The sequence below is a fragment of the Streptomyces sp. CRN 30 genome (assembly GCF_034105845.1).
The window spans coordinates 1-18,697 of the sequence record NZ_JAVRHI010000387.1 but is presented as its reverse complement, the minus strand read 5'-3'; the positions used below and the strand labels follow the sequence as shown (position 1 = coordinate 18,697).

Genomic DNA, 18,697 nt, shown 5'->3' with positions numbered 1-18,697 from the left:
CCGGCGCCGTGGCGTGCGGGACGGCCGGGACGGGCGCGGCCGGCCCCGTCGTGCTCGTGGCCGCGGTGCCCGCGTTCGTGGCGGCCGCGCTCGTCAGTTCCTACCGGGGTGTCGTTCCCGCACACGTCCTGGTCGGCACCCAGACCGCGCTGGGCGGCACCGCTCCCGTGCAGATACTCCTGTGGTACCTCCGGGGTCCGCTGGCCGCGCTGCTCGTCACGGCACCCGTGCTGGTCGGCGTGGTCCGCGGCGGGGAGTACGCGCCGCTGCTGCTCCTCGGCCAACTGGCGGTGGGTGCGGCCGGGTCGTGGTGGGCCGGGCGGACGGCGCACCGGTTGCTCAAGGGGTGAGGGGCGGGCCGCGCTCCTGCCCGGCCGCCCGGTGGACGCCCCGTGGAACCCGGTGGAGGAGGGCAGCCGCCTCCGTCTACGGTCGGCCGCATGGCTGACGGGTGCCACGGGCATCCACGGCTCGCCGCGATCCACGACCGGCTCGACCCCGACCGCGGTGATCTCGACGCGTACCTGCGCACGGCGGAGGAGTTCGGGGCACGCCGGGTCCTGGACATCGGCTGCGGGACCGGGGTCTTCGCCCTCCTCCTGGCCGACCGCGGGATCGAGGCCGTCGGCGTCGACCCCGCCGGGGCGTCCCTGGACGTGGCCAGGGGGAAGCCGGGCGGCGAGCGGGTACGGGGGATCCACGGTGACGCGACGGCGCCCCCGCCCCTGGAGGCCGACCTGGTGACCATGACGGGGAACGTCGCCCAGGCCGTCGCCGACCCCGTGACCTGGCAGGAGACCCTGCGGAGGGCCCAGGCGCCGCTGCGGCCGGGCGGGCGCCTGGTGTTCGAGACCCGGGATCCCGCCGGGCGCGCCTGGGAGGAGTGGAACCGGGAGGACTCGTACCGGGTGACGGAGGTACCGGGCGTCGGCGCGGTCGAGAGCCGGGTCCGGGTGACCGACGTGAGCGAGCCCCTGGTGACGTACCGGTGGACGTACGTCTTCGCCGCCGACGGGCAGGTGCTGACGTCCGACTCGACGTTGCGCTTCCGCGAACGGGAGGAGGTCGAGGCGGACCTGGTCGCGCGGGGGTACGTGGTCGACGGCGTCCGCGACGCCCCCGACCGTCCCGGCCGGGAGTTCGTCCTCGTCGCACGGCGCCCGGGGACCGGCCGGGCGTGACGGAGTCCGCCGCTCACTGCCCGGTGTCTTCACATCGAGGTCACCCGGCCGACGACTCGTGGTCAGGGAAGGGCGCTGGTATTCCGGCCATGACGTCCCCAGCAGAGCGTGCCGCGCCGTCCCGCCCGAACCGTCGCCGCTTCCTCGGCGGTGTCGGTGCCGTCGCCTCACTGGCGGCCGCCGGCCAGGTGCCCCTGGAAGGCACCGCCCTCGCGGCGCCCCGCATCCGCGGCGGCGCGTACCCGTTCACGCTCGGCGTCGCCTCGGGCGACCCGACGTCCGACGGCGTGGTGCTGTGGACCCGGCTGGCGCCCGACCCGTACAGCCCCGACGGCGGCATGCCGAGCCGCCCCGTGCCCGTCGACTGGCAGGTGGCGCTGGACCCGGGCATGCGGAGGATCGTCGAGCGGGGCACGGTGTCGGCCCTGCCCGGCCTGGCGCACTCGGTGCACGTGGAGGTCGAGGGCCTCGCCCCGGACCGGGAGTACCACTACCGCTTCCGCTACCGCGGCGACGTCTCGCAAGTGGGCCGCACCCGCACCGCGCCGCGCGCGAACAGTGCGCCGGGCGCCCTGCGCTTCGCGTTCGCCTCCTGCCAGGAGTGGTCGCACGGCTACTACGCGGCCTACCGCTCCATGGCCGAGGAGGACCTCGACCTCGTCGTCCACCTCGGCGACTACGTGTACGAGGGCGGTGTGCCGGCCGACGGCGGCCTGCGCCGGACGGCGACACCGGACGTGCTGCGCGAGGGGCCGCGGGACCTGGACCGCTGGCGGATGCAGTACGCGCTGTACAAGTCCGACCCGGACCTGCAGCGCGCCCACGCCCGCTTCCCGTGGCTCGTGACCTGGGACGACCACGAGGTGGTGAACGACTACGCCGGCGCCCACGACGGCACGGACCCCGCGAACCGGGTCGCCGCGTACCGGGCGTGGTACGAGCACCAGCCGGTACGCCGCCGCTCGCTGCCCCGCAGGGACGGCTCGCTCACCCTGTACGGACGGACGGACTGGGGCTCTCTGGCCCAGCTCGACCTGCTGGACACCCGGCAGTACCGCAGCGCGCCGCCCTGCGGCTGGGGCGAGGCACCGGCGTGCGCGGCCGGCCACGACCCGGCCACGGGCACCATGCTCGGCGCCACGCAGGAGAGGTGGCTGCTGGACGGGCTGCGCCGGTCGCGCGCCCGGTGGAACGTCATCGCGACGAGCGTGATGATGGCGCGCCTGGACCACGACGGCCCGACCGGCGACATCCTCTGGCACGACGCGTGGGACGGGTTCCCCGCCGCACGGAGGGCCATCACCGACACCTTCGTCTCGGCGCAGGTGCGCAACCCCGTCATGGTCGCCGGCGACTGGCACTCCACGTTCGTCAACGACATCAGGAGCGACTTCGACGACCCCGCGTCGCCCGTCATCGCCACGGAGTTCGTCGGCACCTCCATCTCGACCAACGGCGACGACGAGGTCTACGGGCCGTACTACGGACCCATGATGAAGTGGAACCCGCACATCAAGTTCTTCGACGGCGACCGGCGCGGCTACGTCACCTGCACGCTCGACCGGCACCAGTGGCGGACCGACCTGCGCATGGTGCCCACGGTCAGCCGCGCCGACGCGGCCGCGGAGACGTTCGCGTCGTTCGTGGTCGAGGACGGCCGGCCGGGCGCCGTCAGGGTCTGAGGCGGCCGCCTGCCCGCCGGCGGCAAAGGGAGTGGCGGCTGACCACCTGGACGGGCGGCGCCGATCAGCGGCGGTGGTTCCGGGGGTTACTGGGCCTCGGCCCGGCCTCCGTGCGCACCGCACCGCAGCCCGTCCATGATCAGGTCGAGGAGCCGGGTGGCGGTCGGCTCCCAGTCCCCGTGCGGATCGATCTGCCAGAGGCCGCCGATGGCGAGGAGGAAGTCGTCCGCGGTCACTCCGGGACGGATGGTGCCGGCTTCCTCGTTGGCGCGCAGCAGGAGTTCGGCGGCGGCGAGCACCTGGGTGTGCCCCGGCTTCGCCGGGCTCCCCGGCGCGCTCGTGGCCTGGCGGATCGCGTCCGCCAGACCGGCCTTGGCCATGGCGAACCGGGCGAGGTGGTCCATCCACTCGCGCAGCGCCCGGTCGGGCCCGCGGCCCTCCAGCAACTGCGCCGCGCTGTCGGCCACCTGCTGCATCTCGTGGCGGTAGATCTCCAGGACCAGCGCCTCGCGGTTGGGGAAGTTGCGGTAGAACGTGCCCTGCCCGACGCCGGCCTTCTTGGCGATCATGCTCAGCGGGGCCTGGGAGCAGCGGGTGAGTTCGGCCAGGGCCACTTCGAGGATGCGTTCGCGGTTGCGCTGCGCGTCCGAGCGCAGGGGTGTGTCGTTCATCTGCTGCACCCGCCCTCCTCCCGGACCCGTGGCCGGAATTGCTCGTTGCTAAGCGGACAACTGTCCGTTAGGTTTCCTGGTAACGGACACCTGTCCGGTTTGGGTGATCGTATCGGAACCGGGACCGGCTGCGGCAGTCGGCGGCCACCGACCGGGGCCGGTGCGCCCGTGGGCCCTCGCCGGACCGGTTCTCCCCCGAGCCCGTCTTCTCCGCATAGTGCACCTCGCCGAAGCGACACCGCCACGGGCGGTACGCATTCCCTTTTCCGACAGCACCCGACAGCAGCACCCGACAGCACCGACTTCCTTCGTTCCTCGTCCACCCCGCTCTGTTCCGCACGCGGAAACGCGACCTACGGAAACGCGACATACGGATACGTGAAAGAGAAGCGATCATGGTTCCTTCCCCCACTCCCGCCTCGACACCGACGCGGAGCGACCTCACGCTGCGCGTCAACGGCGAGAAGCACACCCTGTCCGTCGACCACCGCACCACCCTGCTCGACGCGTTGCGTGAGCGGCTCGATCTGACCGGTACCAAGAAGGGCTGCGACCAGGGACAGTGCGGTGCCTGTACCGTCCTGCTCGACGGGCGCCGGGCCGTGTCCTGTCTGCAACTGGCGGTGGCGGCGGAAGGCCGCGAGGTCACCACCATCGAGGGCATGGCGGAGGACGACCGGCTGCATCCGGTGCAGCAGGCCTTCCTCGACCTGGACGGTTACCAGTGCGGCTACTGCACGCCGGGGCAGATCTGTTCCGCGGTCGCCGTCATCGAGGAGCACGCGGCGGGCTGGCCCAGTGCCGTCACCGGGGACGTCCGGCCCGAGGCGGGACCGCCACCGCTGACTCCCGAGGAGATCCGGGAGCGGATGAGCGGCAACCTGTGCCGCTGTGGTGCGTACGTCTCGATCGTCCAGGCGGTCGCCCGGGCGGCCGGGGCCGACGTCGACGCCGACGCCGCAGTCCCGGCCGGGAGCAAGGAGGCGCAGGCATGAAGGAGTTCGGTTACCAGCGTGCCTCCGACGTCTCCGGCGCGGTCGCCCTCCTCGACGCCGATCCGGACGCGCGCTTCCTCGGCGGCGGCACCAACCTCGTCGACCTGATGAAGACCGGCGTCGAACGGCCCGCCCGGCTCGTCGACGTGACGGCCCTGCCGCTGGACCGCATCGAGCCGACGGACGACGGCGGCCTGCGCATCGGCGCCACCGTCACCAACAGCGACCTCGCCGCCCACCCCCTGGTCCGCCACCACTACCCGGCGCTCACGCAGGCCGTGCTGGCCGGTGCCTCCGGGCAGCTGCGCAACATGGCCACCGTCGGCGGCAACCTGCTCCAGCGCACCCGCTGCGCCTACTTCACCGACGTCACCGGCCCGTGCAACAAGCGCGCCCCCGGCAGCGGCTGCCCCGCCGTCGAGGGGCAGCACCACAACCACGCGATCCTGGGCGCCTCCGAGCACTGCGTGGCCGTCCACCCCTCGGACATGGGTGTGGCGCTGACGGCCTTCGACGCGGTCGTCTCCTACGAGACCGCCGACGGACCGGGCGAGGTCCCGCTCGCCGACTTCTACCTGCCCGTGGGCGACACCCCGCACCGTGAGACCGCCCTGCCGCCGGGCGCGCTGATCACCGGCGTCGCCCTGCCGCCCGCCCCGGTCGCCGCCCATTCGCGGTACCGGAAGGTGCGCGAGCGCGCCAGCTACGCGTTCGCCATCGGCTCGGTCGCCGCCGCGCTCGACGTCCGGGACGGCGTCGTCCACGACGCCCGCCTCGCCCTCGGCGCGGTCGCCTCCCGGCCCTGGCGGGCCCGGGCGGCCGAGCAGGTACTGACCGGCGCCTCCGCCGACGCCGCGACGTTCGACGCCGCGGCGGACCTCGAACTGGCGGCGGCGAGGCCACTGCCCCGCAACGGATACAAGGTGACCCTCATGCGCAACCTCATCGTGGCCGTGCTGAGCGAACTGGCCGAGCCGGGCGGTCCCGGCGAGGAGGCCGCCCGATGACCACGACGACCACGGGCACGAACGTGCCCACGGAGCTGAGGGGTCCCGTCGGCACCGCCCACACGCGCGTGGAGGGCCGGGACAAGGTCACCGGGGCGGCGCGCTACGCGGGCGACATCCCCTTCGCCGACCTCGCGTACGGCTGGCTGGTGCTGTCGACCGTCGCCCGCGGGCGCGTCAGTGCGGTGGAGACCGGTCCCGTGCTGGACATGCCGGGCGTGCTGGAGGTCCTGCACCACGGCAACGCCCCGCGGGTCGACCGCGACTTCACCGGCATGCTGGGCGTCGCGCCCGATCCGACCACCGGCCTCTTCCAGGACGACCGGGTGCCGCACATGGGCTGGCCGGTGGCCCTCGTCGTCGCCGAGACGCCCGAGCAGGCCCGCGAGGCGGCCGAAGCGCTCGTGGTGCGGTACGAGAAGGAACCGCACGACGTCGACTTCTCCGCCGGCCGCCCGGACGCGGACACGCTGGACGGACACATGCCGGCGGTGACCGGGAAAGGCGACCTGGAGACACAGCTCGCCGCGTCCGCCGCCGTGGTGGACGCCGAGTACACCACGCCCGAAGAGCACCACAGCATGATGGAGCCGCACGCGGCGACCGCCCGCTGGGACGGCGGCCGGCTCGACGTCCTCGACTCCAACCAGGGCGCCACCTGGGTGCAGAACGACCTCGCGAGGCTGTTCTCCCTCGACCCGGGCTCGGTGCGCATCCGCTCCGAGCACGTCGGCGGCGGCTTCGGCAGCAAGGGCGTCCGCGCCCACCAGGTGGCCGCCGTGATGGCCGCAACCGCCCTCCAGCGGCCGGTCCGCGTGGTCATGACGCGCCGTCAGATGTTCTCGCTCACCGGTTACCGCACCCCCACCACGCAGCGGGTCCGGCTCGGCGCCGACGCGGACGGACGGCTGCGCGCCCTGCAGCACGACTCCCTCAACCTCACCTCCACGGTGCAGGACTACGTGGAGCCGAGTGCCGGAGTGGCCCGGGTGATGTACGACGCCGACGCCCACCACACGGCCAACCGGGTCGTCCGGCTCGACGTGCCGACCCCGACGTGGATGCGCGGGCCGGGCGAGGCGCCGGGGTCGTTCGCGCTGGAGTCGGCGCTCGACGAACTCGCCGAGGAACTGGGCATCGACCCGATCGAACTGCGCGCCCGCAACGACCCCGAGCACGGCCCGGTGTCCGGACTGCCCTTCGCCGGCCGCAACGTGATCGCCTGCTTCCGCGAGGGCGCGCGCAGGTTCGGCTGGGCGGACCGGGACCCGCGCCCCGGTGTGCGCCGTGACGGGCGCTGGCTGCTGGGCACCGGCACCGCGGCGGCCTCCTTCCCCGCGGGCGCGGGACCGTCCACGGCGGCGCTGACGGCGGAGGCGGACGGCACCTTCACCGTGCGGATCGCCGCCGCCGACCTGGGCACCGGCGCCCGGACGGCGCTCGCCCTGGTCGCCGCCGACGCGCTCGGGGTGGAGACGGACCGCATCCACATGCGCATCGGCGACAGCGACTTCGGCCCGGCGATGATCGCCGGTGGCTCGATGGGCACCCGCTCCTGGGCCTGGGCGATCAACGTCGCGGCCGGCGAGCTGCGCGAGCGGCTCACCCTGAGCGGGGACGTCCCGCCCGAGGGCATCACGGTGCGCTCCGACACCACCGAGGCGGTCGGCGCCCTCGCGCAGAAGGAACGCCACTCCTACGGCGCCCAGTTCGCCGAGGTCGCCGTGGACCCGGCCACCGGCGAGGTGCGCGTGCGGCGCATGCTCGGCATCTTCGCGGCCGGCCGCATCGTCAACCCGCTCACCGCCCGCAACCAGCTAGTCGGCGGCATGATCTGGGGCATCTCGATGGCCCTGCACGAGGAGGCGGTCCGGGACAGCGGCTCGGGCGGCCTGGTCGGCGCCGACCTCGCGGGCTACCACGTCGCCGCCAACGCCGACGTACGGCTCGTCGAGGCGGACTGGATCGACGACCCGGACCCGGAGGACCCGGTCGGCATCAAGGGCATCGGCGAGGTCGGCATCGTGGGCGCCGCGGCGGCGATCGCCAACGCGGTGTGGCACGCGACCGGCGTACGCCACCGGCACCTGCCCATCCGCCCCGACCGCGTCCTGCTGGCGGGCACGGCGGCCGGTACGGACCCGGCGGCCGCCGCGGAAGGGGTACGGGATGCTTGACCTCGCCGAGGAGCTGCACCGCTGGGCGGAGGAGGGCCGGGCGTTCGCCGTCGCCACCGTCGTCGCCGTCGGGGGCAGCGCGCCGCGCGACCCCGGCGCCGCCCTCGCCGTCGACAGCGACGGCACGGCCATCGGCTCGGTCTCCGGCGGCTGCGTCGAGGGAGCGGTGTACGACCTCTGCGTGCAGGCGCTCAACGACGGTGAGACGGTCGTCGAACGGTTCGGCTACAGCGACGAGGACGCCTTCGCGGTGGGCCTGACCTGCGGCGGAACCGTCGACGTCATGGTCACTCCGGTCGGTGTGGAGGCACCCGGCCGGCACCTGTGGGCCACCGCGCTGGCGTCCGCGGCCCGGGGCGAGGCGACGGCGCTGGCCCGGGTCGTGCGCGGCCCGGCCGAGTTCCTGGGCAGGTCCGTGCTCGTCCGCCCCGACGGAGCGTACGAAGGCGGCCTCGGCGGCCACGCGCGGCTGGACCGGACGGCGGCGGCCGAGGCCCGCGCCCTGCTGGAGGCCGGCCGGACCGGCACGGTCGACCTCTCGGAGGACGGGTCGCACTGCCCCGGCGGCCTCACGCTGCTCGTCGAGTCGAGCGTGCCGCCGCCCCGCATGATCGTGTTCGGGGCGATCGACTTCGCGACGGCGCTCGTGCGGGCGGGCAAGTTCCTCGGCCACCACGTGACCGTGTGCGACGCCCGGCCCGTCTTCGCCACCCGGACCCGCTTCCCCGAGGCGGACGACATCGTGGTCGACTGGCCGCACCGCTACCTGCGGAGCACCACGACCGACGCCCGTACGGTGCTCTGCGTGCTCACCCACGACGCCAAGTTCGACGTCCCGCTGCTGGAGGTGGCCCTGCGGCTGCCCGCTGCCTTCGTCGGTGCCATGGGCTCCCGCCGCACCCACGAGGACCGCCACCGGCGGCTGCGCGCGGCGGGCCTGACCGAACGGGAACTGGCCCGGCTCAGGTCCCCGATCGGCCTCGACCTCGGCGCCCGTACGCCCGAGGAGACCGCCCTGTCGATCGCGGCGGAGATCGTCGCGGCCCGGCGGGGCGGCACGGGCCTCCCGCTGACCGGTCTGCGCACCCCGATCCACCGGGACGGGGGTGAGCGGGACCGCGTCGTGGCCGCGTGAGCGCAGCGATCCGCGGCGCGCCGCCGGACACGCCACGGCCGGTCCACGGCCCGGAACCGTCCCGGGCCGTGGACCGGCCGTTCGGTCACACCTCACGCAGAGGTGCGGCCCCCGCGCGTCACCGGGTGTAGCGGATGGCCGGCCGGGCCGGCTTCTTCATGTCCTTGCCGATGAAATAGCCGGTCCACGGCGGCTGGTTGTAGGCCACGTTCTGCCAGGCCACCGCGAGGCGGTACTGCGGGTCGTGCATCAGCGTGGGCAGCCGCAGCTTCGTCGCGGCGGTCGTGGTGTGGATCCGCAGCGCCGACTCGTCCTGGGCGCGGTAGACCACCTCCTCGCGCCAGTCGCCGTACAGGTCGGCCTGGAGCACGGGATTGCCCTTGGTCCAGTTGTTGGTGTACACGCCCTCGGGCTGGAAGACGGTGTTCTGGACGCCGTTCTTCCAGTCCCACTTGGCGACGTACGGCCGGCCCGCCGGATCGGCCGCCTCGTCGAAGTCGTGGTCGAGGATCTCGCGCAGGGGATCGCCGTCCCACCAGATCATGTGGTTGGCCGACGGGATGGACGTGCCGATCAACGTGCCGTCCGCCGCCCGCAGTTCGCCCTCGCGTGAGTTCCACGCGCCGGTCGCGGTGACCGCCCACGCCTCGGCGCCCGGGTGGGTGGGGTCGATGTCACCGGCCGCCGCGCGCCCGATGTCCCGGGTCGCGGGCATGCTGTGGAGGATCTCGCCGGTGGCCGCGGACCGGAACGTCGCCCCGCGGTTGCCGGAGGCCGACATCGACTCGTGCGCGGAGAGGACCCCGAGGCCCGGACGGCTCGGGTCCAGGTCCGAGACGTGCTGCGCGTCCCCGTGACCCAGCCGGGTGTTGTACAGCGGCGAGCCGTCGTCGTCCACGGTCAGCGAGCCGTAGACGATCTCGTCCCGGGCGTCGCCGTCCACGTCCGCGACCGACAGGTTGTGGTTGCCCTGCCCCTCGTACTCCGCGCCCAGCTCGTCGGAGTCGAACGCCCAGCGCTGCTTCAGCCGCTTGCCGTCGAAGTCGAAGGCGGTCAGGGTCGAGCGGGTGTAGTAGCCGCGGGCGAAGACGACCGAGGGGCGCTCGCCGTCCAGGTAGGCGACGCCGGCCAGGAAGCGGTCGGCGCGGTTGCCGTAGCAGTCGCCCCAGTCGCAGGTGTCGCCCCGGCCGGGGACGTGGTCCACGGTGTCGACCGCCGCGCCGGTCCGGCCGTCGAACACCGTCAGGTACTCCGGGCCGGACAGCACGTAACCGCTGCTGTTGCGGTGGTCGGCCGCCGGGTCGCCGATCACCTCGCCCTTGCCGTCCACCGTGCCGTCGGCCGTCTTCACGGTCACCTCGGCCCGGCCGTCGCCGTTCAGGTCGTAGACCATGAGCTGGGTGTAGTGCGCCCCGGCGCGGATGTTGCGGCCCAGGTCGATGCGCCACAACTGCTCGCCGTCCAGGGTGTACGCGTCGAGGATGACGTTCCCGGTGTAGCCGCTGCGGGAGTTGTCCTGGGCGTTGCTCGGCTCCCACTTCTGGACGATCTCGTACCGGCCGTCGCCGTCGAGGTCGCCGACGCTCGCGTCGTTGAGGTGGTATGTGTACTCCTGCCCGGTCGGCGTGACGCCGCCCGCGGGCCGGTTGACCGGTATCTCCTCGTACTGCTCGGACCAGACGCCGAACCTGTCGGTGCGCTCGGTGACCTTGCCGCCGCGCAGGACCTCGACCCGGTAGACCGAGCGGGCGGTCCCGCGCGGGTCGGTGAGGCTGGTCGTGTCGCGGACCGGGGTGCGGGTGACGCGTCGGCCGTCCCGGTACACGTGGAAGGCGGTGTTCTCCGGGTCAAGGCCGAGCAGGCGCCAGCTCACGAAGACCCCGTCCCCGGTCCCCACGGCGACCGGGGCCCGGTCGAGCTTCTCCATCTGGCGCAGCGGGCGGTGGTCCGGCCGGTGGCCGCCGGACGCCGGAGCCGGGCCCGTGAACGCGGTGGCGCCCAGGGCCAGGACGGCGAGTCCGGCGGTGACCAGCCGGACGCGGGCCCGGGCGGCCCTGGTGCCCTCGGTGCTTCGGGTGCGTCTCGTGCCGGGAACGGTCGTTCCTCTGCCCATCCGCATGCTCCTTTGCTTGTCGGACGAGGTGCCGGGCCGGAGGAATGAAACGATTCATTCTCCCGGCGAACGAGTCTCGCAACGGCTGATCGATTGAGTCAATGGTTGTGCGGGTCTGTTGGGTCGTGGTCTCAGGTGGGCCGCTTCCTCAGGTGGGCCGTGGTCCCGGGTGGGCCGTTGTTCTCAGGCGGGTCGTGGTCTCAGGCGGTGCCGCGCAACGGTTCACCGACGCTCCTGAGGTGGCGCAGCGCCTCACGGTGCGAGGCGAGCAGCCCGGTCTGGTGGTACGGGACGCCGAGTTCGGCGCAGTACTGCTCGGTCATGACCTGCGCCCGGCCCAGGGCGGGTGTCGGCATGCTGGGGAAGAGGTGGTGCTCTATCTGGTAGTTCAGCCCGCCCATGAAGACGTCGATGAACAGGCCGCCCCTGACGTTGCGGGAGGTGAGGACCTGGCGGCGCAGGAAGTCGAGCCGCATGCCCTCCTCGACCATCGGCATGCCCTTGTGGTTGGGCGCGAAGACCGAACCGAGGTAGATCCCGAACAACCCTTGGTGGACGGCGATGAAGGCGAGTGCCTTACCGGGCGGGAGGACCGTGAAGAGGCCGCCGAAGTACAGCAGGAAGTGCCCGACCAGAAGGGTGCCTTCCAGGGCCGGCCGCTTCATCGACGGGCTGCGGAGCGCCTTGAAACTGCTGAAGCTCAGATTGAGGCCCTCCAGGGTCAGCAGCGGGAAGAACAGGGCTGCCTGGTGCCTCCCGATGAAGCGCGGGAGGCCCTTCGCCCGGCGCGCCTGACGCCGGGACCACACCAGGAGGTCGGGGGCGACGTCCGGGTCCTTCTCCTCGTGATTGGGATTGGCGTGGTGGCGGGTGTGCTTCTTCATCCACCAGCCGTAACTCATGCCCAGGAGCAGGTCGGCCACCAGCAGGCCGCCGATCTCGCTGGGGCGCCGGCCACGGAAGACCTGCCGGTGGGCGAGGTCGTGGGCCGCCAGCGCCAGTTGGCCGAAGACCACGGCCAGGGCGGCGGCCACGAACAGCTGGGCCCAGCTGTCACCCAGTGCGAAGAAGGCAGTGACACCCCCCACGAGCACGAGCGCCACGATCGAGAAGCGCACACCGTAGTACAGGGGGCGGCGCCGGAGCAGCCCGGCGTCGGCTATGCGTCGGGACAGCTCGGCGAAGTCGCTTCCCGTTTCCCGCGCACGCGGCGACGACGAATTGTTCGGGAGCACCGTCGGGTTGTGGGTCATGCGTTTCAGTATGTGAACGGCGCCCCGGCAGCAGAATGACGCTCGCCCCCATGATGACGGTGTGGGTAACCCCCCTGTGACGGGGAGGTCAGCGGTAGGCGGTCCGCGAAGTGGACGTGAGCATCCACCGGGCCGTGCGCCCCGCCCTCAGCGCCTCGCCGTGGACGTACGGCGCGCCGGTGCGGCGGGCCTCGGCGCGGGCGACGGCGGACAGGACCTCACCGGCCCGTCCGGGGCCGCCGAACTGGAAGCCCAGCTGGGTGGTGTAGCACCGGGCCGCGGCGGTCTTGTCCGCGAGGACGGCCCCGATGTCGACCGTTACTTCCGACATCACCTCGCACGCCACCCCAGCCGTCGTCGCGGCTGCCGTCCCGGCCGTCCCGCCGCCGGCGGACTGCGGTGCGCGGGCCGTGTAGGGCACGTCGCGCCACCAGCAGACGCGTGCGGGCGGTGCGCCGGTGGCCACCGCGCGGGCGGTGAGCAGGTGGTCGACGTGGTCACCGATCCCCTGGGGGGCCAGCACGAGGTCGGCCGCCGCCAGGTGGGGCGCGAGCAGCCGTTTCAGCTCGGTGCCCGCCGTGTCGTCGGGGCGGGGCGGTGCGAAGAGCTCCGGTGCGCTGCCGTACCCCCGGTGCGGGGCCTCGGGCAGGGGGAGGTGGACCGGCGGGAGTGTGCCCAGGGTCCGCTGGGCGGCGCTGTCCTCGGCCCGGCGCAGGGCCATGTAGTCGACGTCGGCGGGCAGCCCCTTGTCGAGCTGGGTGGACAGGGCGAAGGGGCAGGGGTCGCCGACCGACGCGGTGAAACAGGTGACGACCCGCACCCGCCAGCCCGCCCGGGACAGGAGCGCCAGGACGCCTCCGGCGGAGAAGACCGCGTCGTCCAGGTGCGGGCTGACGGCCACGGCCGTGCGGGGGCCGCGCGCGGGCGCGGTCACAGCAGGTGGGGTGCCCAGCGGAACCGGCAGGACAGGTCCACGGCCGCGGTCGCGGTCGCGGCGGCGACCCGGCCGGCCGTCGGGGTCCTCCCGGCCGTCCGCGCCCCGTGGGCCCGGGGCCCGCCCGCCGTCCCCGCCGCCGGCCACGCGGCGCACACCTCCTCGTAGACGGCCCCGATGCGCGCGGCGGCCACCGGCCACGACCACTGGGTGAGGACCTGCCGCAGCGCCGTCCGGGCGAGGCGGTGCCGCAGCGGGGCGTCGTCCAGCATCCGGCCGACCGCCCCGGCCAGGGCGTGGGGGTCGCAGGGCGGTACCAGCAGCCCGTTGACGCCGTCCCGTACGCAGTCCACCACGCCGACCACGTCGGTGGAGACCACGGGGAGCCCGCTCGCCATCGCCTCCAGGACGGTGTTGGAGAAGCCCTCGGCCCAGGTGGGGCTGACGAAGACGTCGCCCTGGCGGTAGACGGAGGGGGCGTCGTGGTAGCCGACCGGTCCCAGCACCTCCACGGCGTCCACCAGGTCGGCCTCCCGTGCGCGCCGGGTCACCCGCTCCAGGTCGGGGCCGGTGCCGGAGACCAGCAGGCGCAGCCGTCCGCCCGCGGCGAGGAGCAGCCGTACCGCCTCCAGCAGGTCGAGCACGCCCTTGCGGACGTCGATCCGGCCGTGGTACAGCAGCACCGGCGGATCGCCGACCGTCCCCGGCCGCCGGCCGGGCCGGGGACGGAAGCGTTCGGTGTCGGTGGCCCCGGGGACCACGGTGAAGCGCTCGGCCGGCACCCGGTGGCGGGCGGCGACCTCGGCGCGGAAGCTGGGCGAGCCGATCAGCAGGGCCGGTGCGTGCCGCAGTACCCGGCGGATCGCCGTGCGGTGGGTGGTGCAGCAGGTGCCGACCCAGTGGCCGTCGCCGCCCTGGATGGAGACCACGGCGGGGATGCCGAGCCGTTCGGAGGCCTCCAGCGCGGCCAGCCCCGGGGGGTAGCCGTACTGGGCGTGCAGCACGTCCCAGGGCGCGCGGGCGTGCAGGGCGACGACCGTGTCGCGCAGGGCGCTCACGTCGGCCTCGAAGTCCGCGGGCGCCCCGGAGCCGACGGCCTGCTCGCCCAGGGACTCCAGCGCCACCAGCCGTACCCCCTCGGGAACCCGCTCGGGCGGGGGCGGGCCGCCGCCGTAGACGGCGCCGCCCTGCCGGTCGCCGCGGTACTGGGACACCAGGGTGACCTCGTGGCCGGCCGCGGTCAGGGCCCGCAGCAGGTTCTCCGCGTAGGCGCTCATGCCCGACACGGCCGGCCAGTAGCGGCGCGAGACGAAACAGATCCGCATCACACGACCTCGATCCTCATCGCACGACCTCGATCCCCAGCGCGCCGGCGCGGAACGTCGCCGCGGTCACGCGCACGTCCCGCAGGTCCGGTTCCCCGCCGGCCGCCCTGTCCTCCGCGTGCCGCAGCGCCTCGAGCGCGCCGGGCACCAGGACGTCGGCGCGGTGCGCGTCGCGGGACAGCTCCAGGGCGACCAGCCCGCCGTACCCCACGGAGCGCAGCGCGCCGAGGACGGCGGGCAGGTCCATGTCGCCCTCGCCCGGGGCGCGGTGCTCGTGCCGGCCGTACGGCATGTCCTCCACGGCGACCGCACCCAGGTCCGCGGCGTGGCGCAGCACGGCCTGACGGGGCGTCAGCCCGCCGGCGACCAGGCAGTGGCCGGTGTCCAGCGCCAGGCGCAGACCGGGGACGAGGGCGGCCAGCCGGGACCAGTCCGCGCAGTCCTCGACGAGCATGCCCGGTTCCGGTTCGAAGGCCGCCACCACGCCCCGCTCGGCCGCGTACGCCACGACGGCACGCACCCCGTCCACCAGGCGGTCCCAGGCGGCTCCGCCGTCGGAGGTGTCCGTGCCCGGCGCCGGCACGCCCGCCCAGAACGAGACGGCCTCGCCGCCCAGGTCGGCGGCGATGTCCACGCACAGGCGCAGGAACGCCAGCCGGCGGGCCCGGCCGGCCGGGTCGGCGGTGATCAGGGTCGGCTCGTGCTTGCGCCGCGGGTCGAGCAGGAAGCGCGCCCCGGTCTCCACGGTGCTGCCCAGGCCCAGGCGGTCCAGCCGGCGGGCCAGCGCGGCGGTGCGGGAAGCCAGCTGCGGCGCGTAGGGGTCGTGGTGGGCCACGTCCACGGTGAGCGCGACGCCGTCGTACCCGGTGTCCGCGAGCAGCGCCAGCGCGTCGTCCAGCCGGTGCGAGGTCATGCCGTTGGTGTTGTAGGCGTAGCGCAGCCCGCCGGCGGGGGCGGCGGGGGTCACCGGACCGCTCCCTCGGCCGTACGGGCCACCGCGTGGCGGTCGGGTTCGCGGTAGAGGGGGTAGAGCGCCCCCACCGTCTTCTGCGCCGCGTCGGTGTCGAACCAGGCGGGGCCGCCCAGCCGTTCGCGGCCCTCGGGCGTCAGGTGCACCGGCCGCGCCCCGGAGTGGGGGAGGGGGCCCACGCCGGCCAGGGGACCGGCGCCGGCGTCGAGGCGCTCGCGCTCCATCAGCCGGCGCACGCCGCGTTCCCCGATCCGCCCGTACGACATCGTCTCCACCTCCATGCCGGGGACGAGGACCTTGACCGCGTGGGCCCCGGGCCCGCCGGTGGCGACGACCAGGACGTCGAAGTCCGCCAGCCGCCGCAGCAGGTCGTCGAGGAGGGCGGCCGGGTCGTCCAGCGAGCCGGGCGGCACGGTCGGCAGGGTGGAGAAGGGGACGGTGGAGCGACGGGACAGGACGGTCGGCTCCAGCAGTTCCCTCAGGCGCGCGGCGTCCAGGGCGGCCCACGACGTCATCGCCCGCAGCGCCCGCGGCTCCTGCTCCGCCATGGGCGAGGACAGTTCGCGCTCCATGTAGCCGGGCGGGGCGATCCGTGCGGCGGCCGCCAGCGAGCCGTGGAAGAAGGCCTTCCGCGCGCGGGAGGAGACGTACTCCGTCAGCGCCTTGCGCAGGGCCGCCTCGCGGTCCGGGTGGGCGGCCTCACCGCACGCGGTGAGGGTCAGCGGGGTCGTGCCCTCAGCCGCCCCGTCGTCGGTGTCCGTGCCGACCACGTGGACGTCCGCCATCCCGAACCGGGTGGAGGCGAGCTTGGGCAGCACCTCGACACCGGCGTCGCGCAGCCGGTCCAGGACGGAGCGGGTGACCGGGTCGGTCACCCCGTCGGTGTCGATGACCACGCCCTCGTCCATCGCGCGGTGCGCGGTGGCGTTGCCGTCGCGCTGGAGGATCTCCAGCAGCGCGTGCGACAGGGCGCGTTCGAGCGTGTCGCCGGCGCCGAGCCCGTTGGTGACCGGCGTGGTCAGCCGGCCGCCGGGAGGCGGATCGCCGGGCAGGTCCGAGCCGCAGGCCGCGGCGAACTCGGCGGGCACCAGCACCTCCTCGCCGGTGCGCAGCCGGCGCGCGGGCACCCAGTCCAGCGGGCGCTCGGGACGGTAGTCCGCGCCCGCCGGCAGTACCAGGGAGACCGGATCGGCGACCCGGTCCCGGCCGCGTTCGCGCACCAGCTCCTCGTAGGAGGCGCGGCGGCGTCCGGTACGGGCCAGGTGCCGGGCGAGCAGCACCTCCTCGGTGAGTTCGCCGTAGGCGCCGACGCGGGCGTGTCCGGCGTCCGCCCCGTACCCGCAGGCGCCCTTGCGGACGCCGGCCGCGTCCAGGTGGTCGGCCGAGACGACCGGCAGTCCGGTGCGGTCCGCGGCGCCGATGTCGAAGTCCTGCTGCTCACCGGGGGCGAGCGCGTCGCGGTAGGCGCGCACCACCGGGTGTTCCGTGGAGGAGGTGTTCATCGTCCGGATCCCATCGGGAGGGCGGTCGTAGCGGGCGGTCCGGCCAGCTGGTGGTCGAACAGGCGCAGTACGTCCGCGGTGGTCACGGGGGCCGCGTACTCGAAGGGAGTGGCCACGGCGGTGAAGTCGAGCGCGCCGATCACCGACCGGTAGTGGCGCACCTCGTCGTGGGAGAGCGGAATTTGTGCGTGGAAGGCCTTGTGGCACGAGAGCGCGCGGGGCGCGGTGTCGTCCAGGTCGACCTTGAGGGCGTCGCCGCAGAACAGGATCCCGCGGCGCGCGTCGTGCAGGACGCAGTGGCCCGGGAAGTGGCCGCCGGTGCGGTGGAGCGTCAGGCCGGGCGCCAGCTCCAGATGGCCGTCCACCGGCCAGGTGACCCGGAACGCCTTCGTCCAGACCAGGTCCGGCTCCCCGACGGCCACCACCGGCGGGGCGAAGCGCCGTTGGAGCTGCCACAGGGCCCCGTACCCGTGGACGTGGCTGGCGCCGAGCCGGGTGATGCCGCCGAGCCGCTCGATCTCGGAGAGCGCCTCGGGCGGGTAGTACGGGGCCGCCTCCCAGGCGACGTTGCCGCCCTCCGCCTCGATCAGCCAGCCCGTGGTGCCCAGGCCGAAGGACGGGACGGCGCGGAAGCCGGTGACGCCCGGGACGGGCCGGTACCAGTCGGCGACCAGGAGCGCCCCGACCTCCTTCTCGGCGGGGAAGTCCCAGCCGTCCTCGGGCAGCGCGTTGCGCACGTCGCAGCAGACCGGGCAGGCGGGCGGCGGACCGAACCACCGTTGCCAGTGGCCGCAGTTGGCGCACGCGTACATCGACAGGGTCATCGGCGACCTTCCTCGACGGGGGCGACGGGGGACGGGGCCAGGACCGGGGACGGTGCCGGCGCGGAAGCTCGCGGAGCGGTGGCGGTGGGGGAGGCGGCGACGCCGGTGCGGGCGTGGGACAGGGCCTCAAGCAGCAGCCGGTGCAGGGCCAGGTCCCGGCCGAGCGGCCACGGCCAGGCCCGCGCCGGCGGGGTGCCGGCGCGTACCGCGGCCACGGCCGCGGAGAACGCCCGGACCTGGCCGGCGAAGGGCGAGGCACCGGTGTCGAAGGGCACCCGCACGCGTTCCGCGGTGTGCGCGCCGGAGAGCCACAGCGCCCCTCCCGCGTCCTGCCCGAGGGTGTCGACCGCGGTCAGCTGCCCGCGGGTCCCGACGACCTCCAGCCGGCGGCGGGGCAGCGTGTCGGGGGTGTTGTACGCGACGTGCAGCGCGACCAGGACGCCGCCGCCGGTCCGGCCGGCCAGCACGGCGCCGTCGTCGACCGGGTAGGGGTGCACCCGGTGCTGCACCAGCGCCGTCAGCTCCGCCACGTCGTCCCCGCCGAGCAGGACGCCCGCCAGGTCCAGTCCGTGCGGCGCCAGGTCGAGCGCGGCCCCGCCGCCCGCCCGCGCCGGATCGGCCCGCCAGTTGTCGTACGGGCGGCCGTCCGGCGACCAGGCGGGCGGCAGCCAGCAGCAGTAGGTGATCCGCACCGCGGTCACCGTGCCCAGCGCCCCGGCGGCCACCATGGCCCGCACGGCCCGGTGGGCCGGATGGAAGCGCTGGTCGTAGGCGGTCGCCGCGAGGGTCCCCGCCCGCCGGCAGGCGGTGACGAGCCGCTCCGCCTCGGCCAGGTCGGCGGCCAGCGGCTTCTCGCACAGCACCGCCGCGCCCGCCGCGGCCACCGCCTCGACCGCGGGGCGGTGGGCGTGGTTGGGCGTCGCGACGT

Annotated in this window: 15 protein-coding genes and 1 pseudogene; 7 read left to right on the top strand and 9 right to left on the bottom strand. The window is 74.5% G+C overall.

Features of this window, described 5'->3' with window-relative positions; genetic code table 11:
* The 3 genes and pseudogenes from UW392_RS41830 to UW392_RS41820 form a co-directional block, all read left to right on the top strand.
* Positions 1-350 (top strand): annotated as a pseudogene (locus UW392_RS41830) (hypothetical protein); the annotation flags it as partial.
* Between the two features lie 90 nt (positions 351-440).
* On the top strand, positions 441-1,181 hold the full coding sequence (locus UW392_RS41825) for a class I SAM-dependent methyltransferase (RefSeq protein ID WP_320780521.1): 741 nt from the start codon (positions 441-443) through the stop codon (positions 1,179-1,181).
* A gap of 89 nt (positions 1,182-1,270) precedes the next feature.
* Positions 1,271-2,863 carry an alkaline phosphatase D family protein gene (locus tag UW392_RS41820; RefSeq protein WP_320780520.1) on the top strand — a complete coding sequence of 531 codons (1,593 nt, stop codon included), beginning with the start codon at positions 1,271-1,273 and terminating at the stop codon, positions 2,861-2,863.
* An 86-nt stretch (positions 2,864-2,949) separates the two neighbouring features.
* Here the strand turns inward: UW392_RS41820 and UW392_RS41815 are convergent, their stop codons facing one another.
* A complete protein-coding gene (locus UW392_RS41815; RefSeq protein WP_320780519.1) occupies positions 2,950-3,534 on the bottom strand; it encodes a TetR/AcrR family transcriptional regulator in 585 nt (194 codons plus the stop codon).
* A gap of 395 nt (positions 3,535-3,929) precedes the next feature.
* Between UW392_RS41815 and UW392_RS41810 the strand changes: the two genes are divergently transcribed.
* Genes UW392_RS41810 through UW392_RS41795 form a run of 4 tightly spaced genes read left to right on the top strand, consistent with a single transcriptional unit; the run spans position 3,930 to position 8,848 of the window.
* Positions 3,930-4,529: a 2Fe-2S iron-sulfur cluster-binding protein gene (locus tag UW392_RS41810; RefSeq protein WP_320780518.1), complete on the top strand. Its 600-nt coding sequence runs from the start codon at positions 3,930-3,932 to the stop codon at positions 4,527-4,529.
* Positions 4,526-5,536 (top strand): xanthine dehydrogenase family protein subunit M, encoded by a 1,011-nt coding sequence (locus UW392_RS41805; protein WP_320780517.1) that lies wholly within the window; start codon positions 4,526-4,528, stop codon positions 5,534-5,536. The genes UW392_RS41810 and UW392_RS41805 overlap by 4 nt, the downstream gene beginning before the upstream one ends.
* Positions 5,533-7,713 carry a xanthine dehydrogenase family protein molybdopterin-binding subunit gene (locus UW392_RS41800; protein ID WP_320780516.1) on the top strand — a complete coding sequence of 727 codons (2,181 nt, stop codon included), beginning with the start codon at positions 5,533-5,535 and terminating at the stop codon, positions 7,711-7,713. Before UW392_RS41805 ends, UW392_RS41800 begins: the two co-directional genes overlap by 4 nt.
* Positions 7,706-8,848: an XdhC/CoxI family protein gene (locus UW392_RS41795; protein ID WP_320780515.1), complete on the top strand. Its 1,143-nt coding sequence runs from the start codon at positions 7,706-7,708 to the stop codon at positions 8,846-8,848. The genes UW392_RS41800 and UW392_RS41795 overlap by 8 nt, the downstream gene beginning before the upstream one ends.
* A 118-nt stretch (positions 8,849-8,966) precedes the next feature.
* On the opposite strand, the gene UW392_RS41790 is transcribed toward UW392_RS41795, so the two are convergent.
* The 8 genes from UW392_RS41790 to UW392_RS41755 all read right to left on the bottom strand — a co-directional run.
* Positions 8,967-10,961: a rhamnogalacturonan lyase gene (locus UW392_RS41790; protein ID WP_320780514.1), complete on the bottom strand. Its 1,995-nt coding sequence runs from the start codon at positions 10,959-10,961 to the stop codon at positions 8,967-8,969.
* A gap of 200 nt (positions 10,962-11,161) precedes the next feature.
* Positions 11,162-12,214 (bottom strand): acyl-CoA desaturase, encoded by a 1,053-nt coding sequence (locus tag UW392_RS41785; RefSeq protein ID WP_320780513.1) that lies wholly within the window; start codon positions 12,212-12,214, stop codon positions 11,162-11,164.
* Between the two features lie 88 nt (positions 12,215-12,302).
* Positions 12,303-13,148 (bottom strand): PIG-L family deacetylase, encoded by an 846-nt coding sequence (locus tag UW392_RS41780; RefSeq protein WP_320780512.1) that lies wholly within the window; start codon positions 13,146-13,148, stop codon positions 12,303-12,305.
* Complete coding sequence (locus tag UW392_RS41775) at positions 13,145-14,473, bottom strand: glycosyltransferase family 4 protein (RefSeq protein ID WP_320780511.1); 1,329 nt, start codon at positions 14,471-14,473, stop codon at positions 13,145-13,147. The genes UW392_RS41780 and UW392_RS41775 overlap by 4 nt, the downstream gene beginning before the upstream one ends.
* 16 nt (positions 14,474-14,489) lie before the next feature.
* On the bottom strand, positions 14,490-15,440 hold the full coding sequence (locus UW392_RS41770) for a sugar phosphate isomerase/epimerase family protein (RefSeq protein ID WP_320780510.1): 951 nt from the start codon (positions 15,438-15,440) through the stop codon (positions 14,490-14,492).
* Positions 15,437-16,945 (bottom strand): YcaO-like family protein, encoded by a 1,509-nt coding sequence (locus UW392_RS41765; protein ID WP_320780509.1) that lies wholly within the window; start codon positions 16,943-16,945, stop codon positions 15,437-15,439. The genes UW392_RS41770 and UW392_RS41765 overlap by 4 nt, the downstream gene beginning before the upstream one ends.
* Positions 16,942-17,769 (bottom strand): MBL fold metallo-hydrolase, encoded by an 828-nt coding sequence (locus tag UW392_RS41760; RefSeq protein WP_320780508.1) that lies wholly within the window; start codon positions 17,767-17,769, stop codon positions 16,942-16,944. The genes UW392_RS41765 and UW392_RS41760 overlap by 4 nt, the downstream gene beginning before the upstream one ends.
* The coding region (locus tag UW392_RS41755) for a Gfo/Idh/MocA family oxidoreductase (protein WP_320780507.1) at positions 17,766-18,697 on the bottom strand (932 nt) is incomplete at its 5' end. The genes UW392_RS41760 and UW392_RS41755, both read right to left, overlap by 4 nt.

Bases quoted from the DNA above. Each gene is read 5' to 3' on its own strand.
- UW392_RS41825 (WP_320780521.1), top strand. From the start codon at position 441: ATGGCTGACGGGTGCCACGGGCATCCACGGCTCGCCGCGATCCACGAC.
- UW392_RS41820 (WP_320780520.1), top strand. From the start codon at position 1,271: ATGACGTCCCCAGCAGAGCGTGCCGCGCCGTCCCGCCCGAACCGTCGC.
- UW392_RS41815 (WP_320780519.1), bottom strand. From the start codon at position 3,534: ATGAACGACACACCCCTGCGCTCGGACGCGCAGCGCAACCGCGAACGC.
- UW392_RS41810 (WP_320780518.1), top strand. From the start codon at position 3,930: ATGGTTCCTTCCCCCACTCCCGCCTCGACACCGACGCGGAGCGACCTC.
- UW392_RS41805 (WP_320780517.1), top strand. From the start codon at position 4,526: ATGAAGGAGTTCGGTTACCAGCGTGCCTCCGACGTCTCCGGCGCGGTC.
- UW392_RS41800 (WP_320780516.1), top strand. From the start codon at position 5,533: ATGACCACGACGACCACGGGCACGAACGTGCCCACGGAGCTGAGGGGT.
- UW392_RS41795 (WP_320780515.1), top strand. From the start codon at position 7,706: ATGCTTGACCTCGCCGAGGAGCTGCACCGCTGGGCGGAGGAGGGCCGG.
- UW392_RS41790 (WP_320780514.1), bottom strand. From the start codon at position 10,961: ATGGGCAGAGGAACGACCGTTCCCGGCACGAGACGCACCCGAAGCACC.
- UW392_RS41785 (WP_320780513.1), bottom strand. From the start codon at position 12,214: ATGACCCACAACCCGACGGTGCTCCCGAACAATTCGTCGTCGCCGCGT.
- UW392_RS41775 (WP_320780511.1), bottom strand. From the start codon at position 14,473: ATGCGGATCTGTTTCGTCTCGCGCCGCTACTGGCCGGCCGTGTCGGGC.
- UW392_RS41765 (WP_320780509.1), bottom strand. From the start codon at position 16,945: ATGAACACCTCCTCCACGGAACACCCGGTGGTGCGCGCCTACCGCGAC.
- UW392_RS41760 (WP_320780508.1), bottom strand. From the start codon at position 17,769: ATGACCCTGTCGATGTACGCGTGCGCCAACTGCGGCCACTGGCAACGG.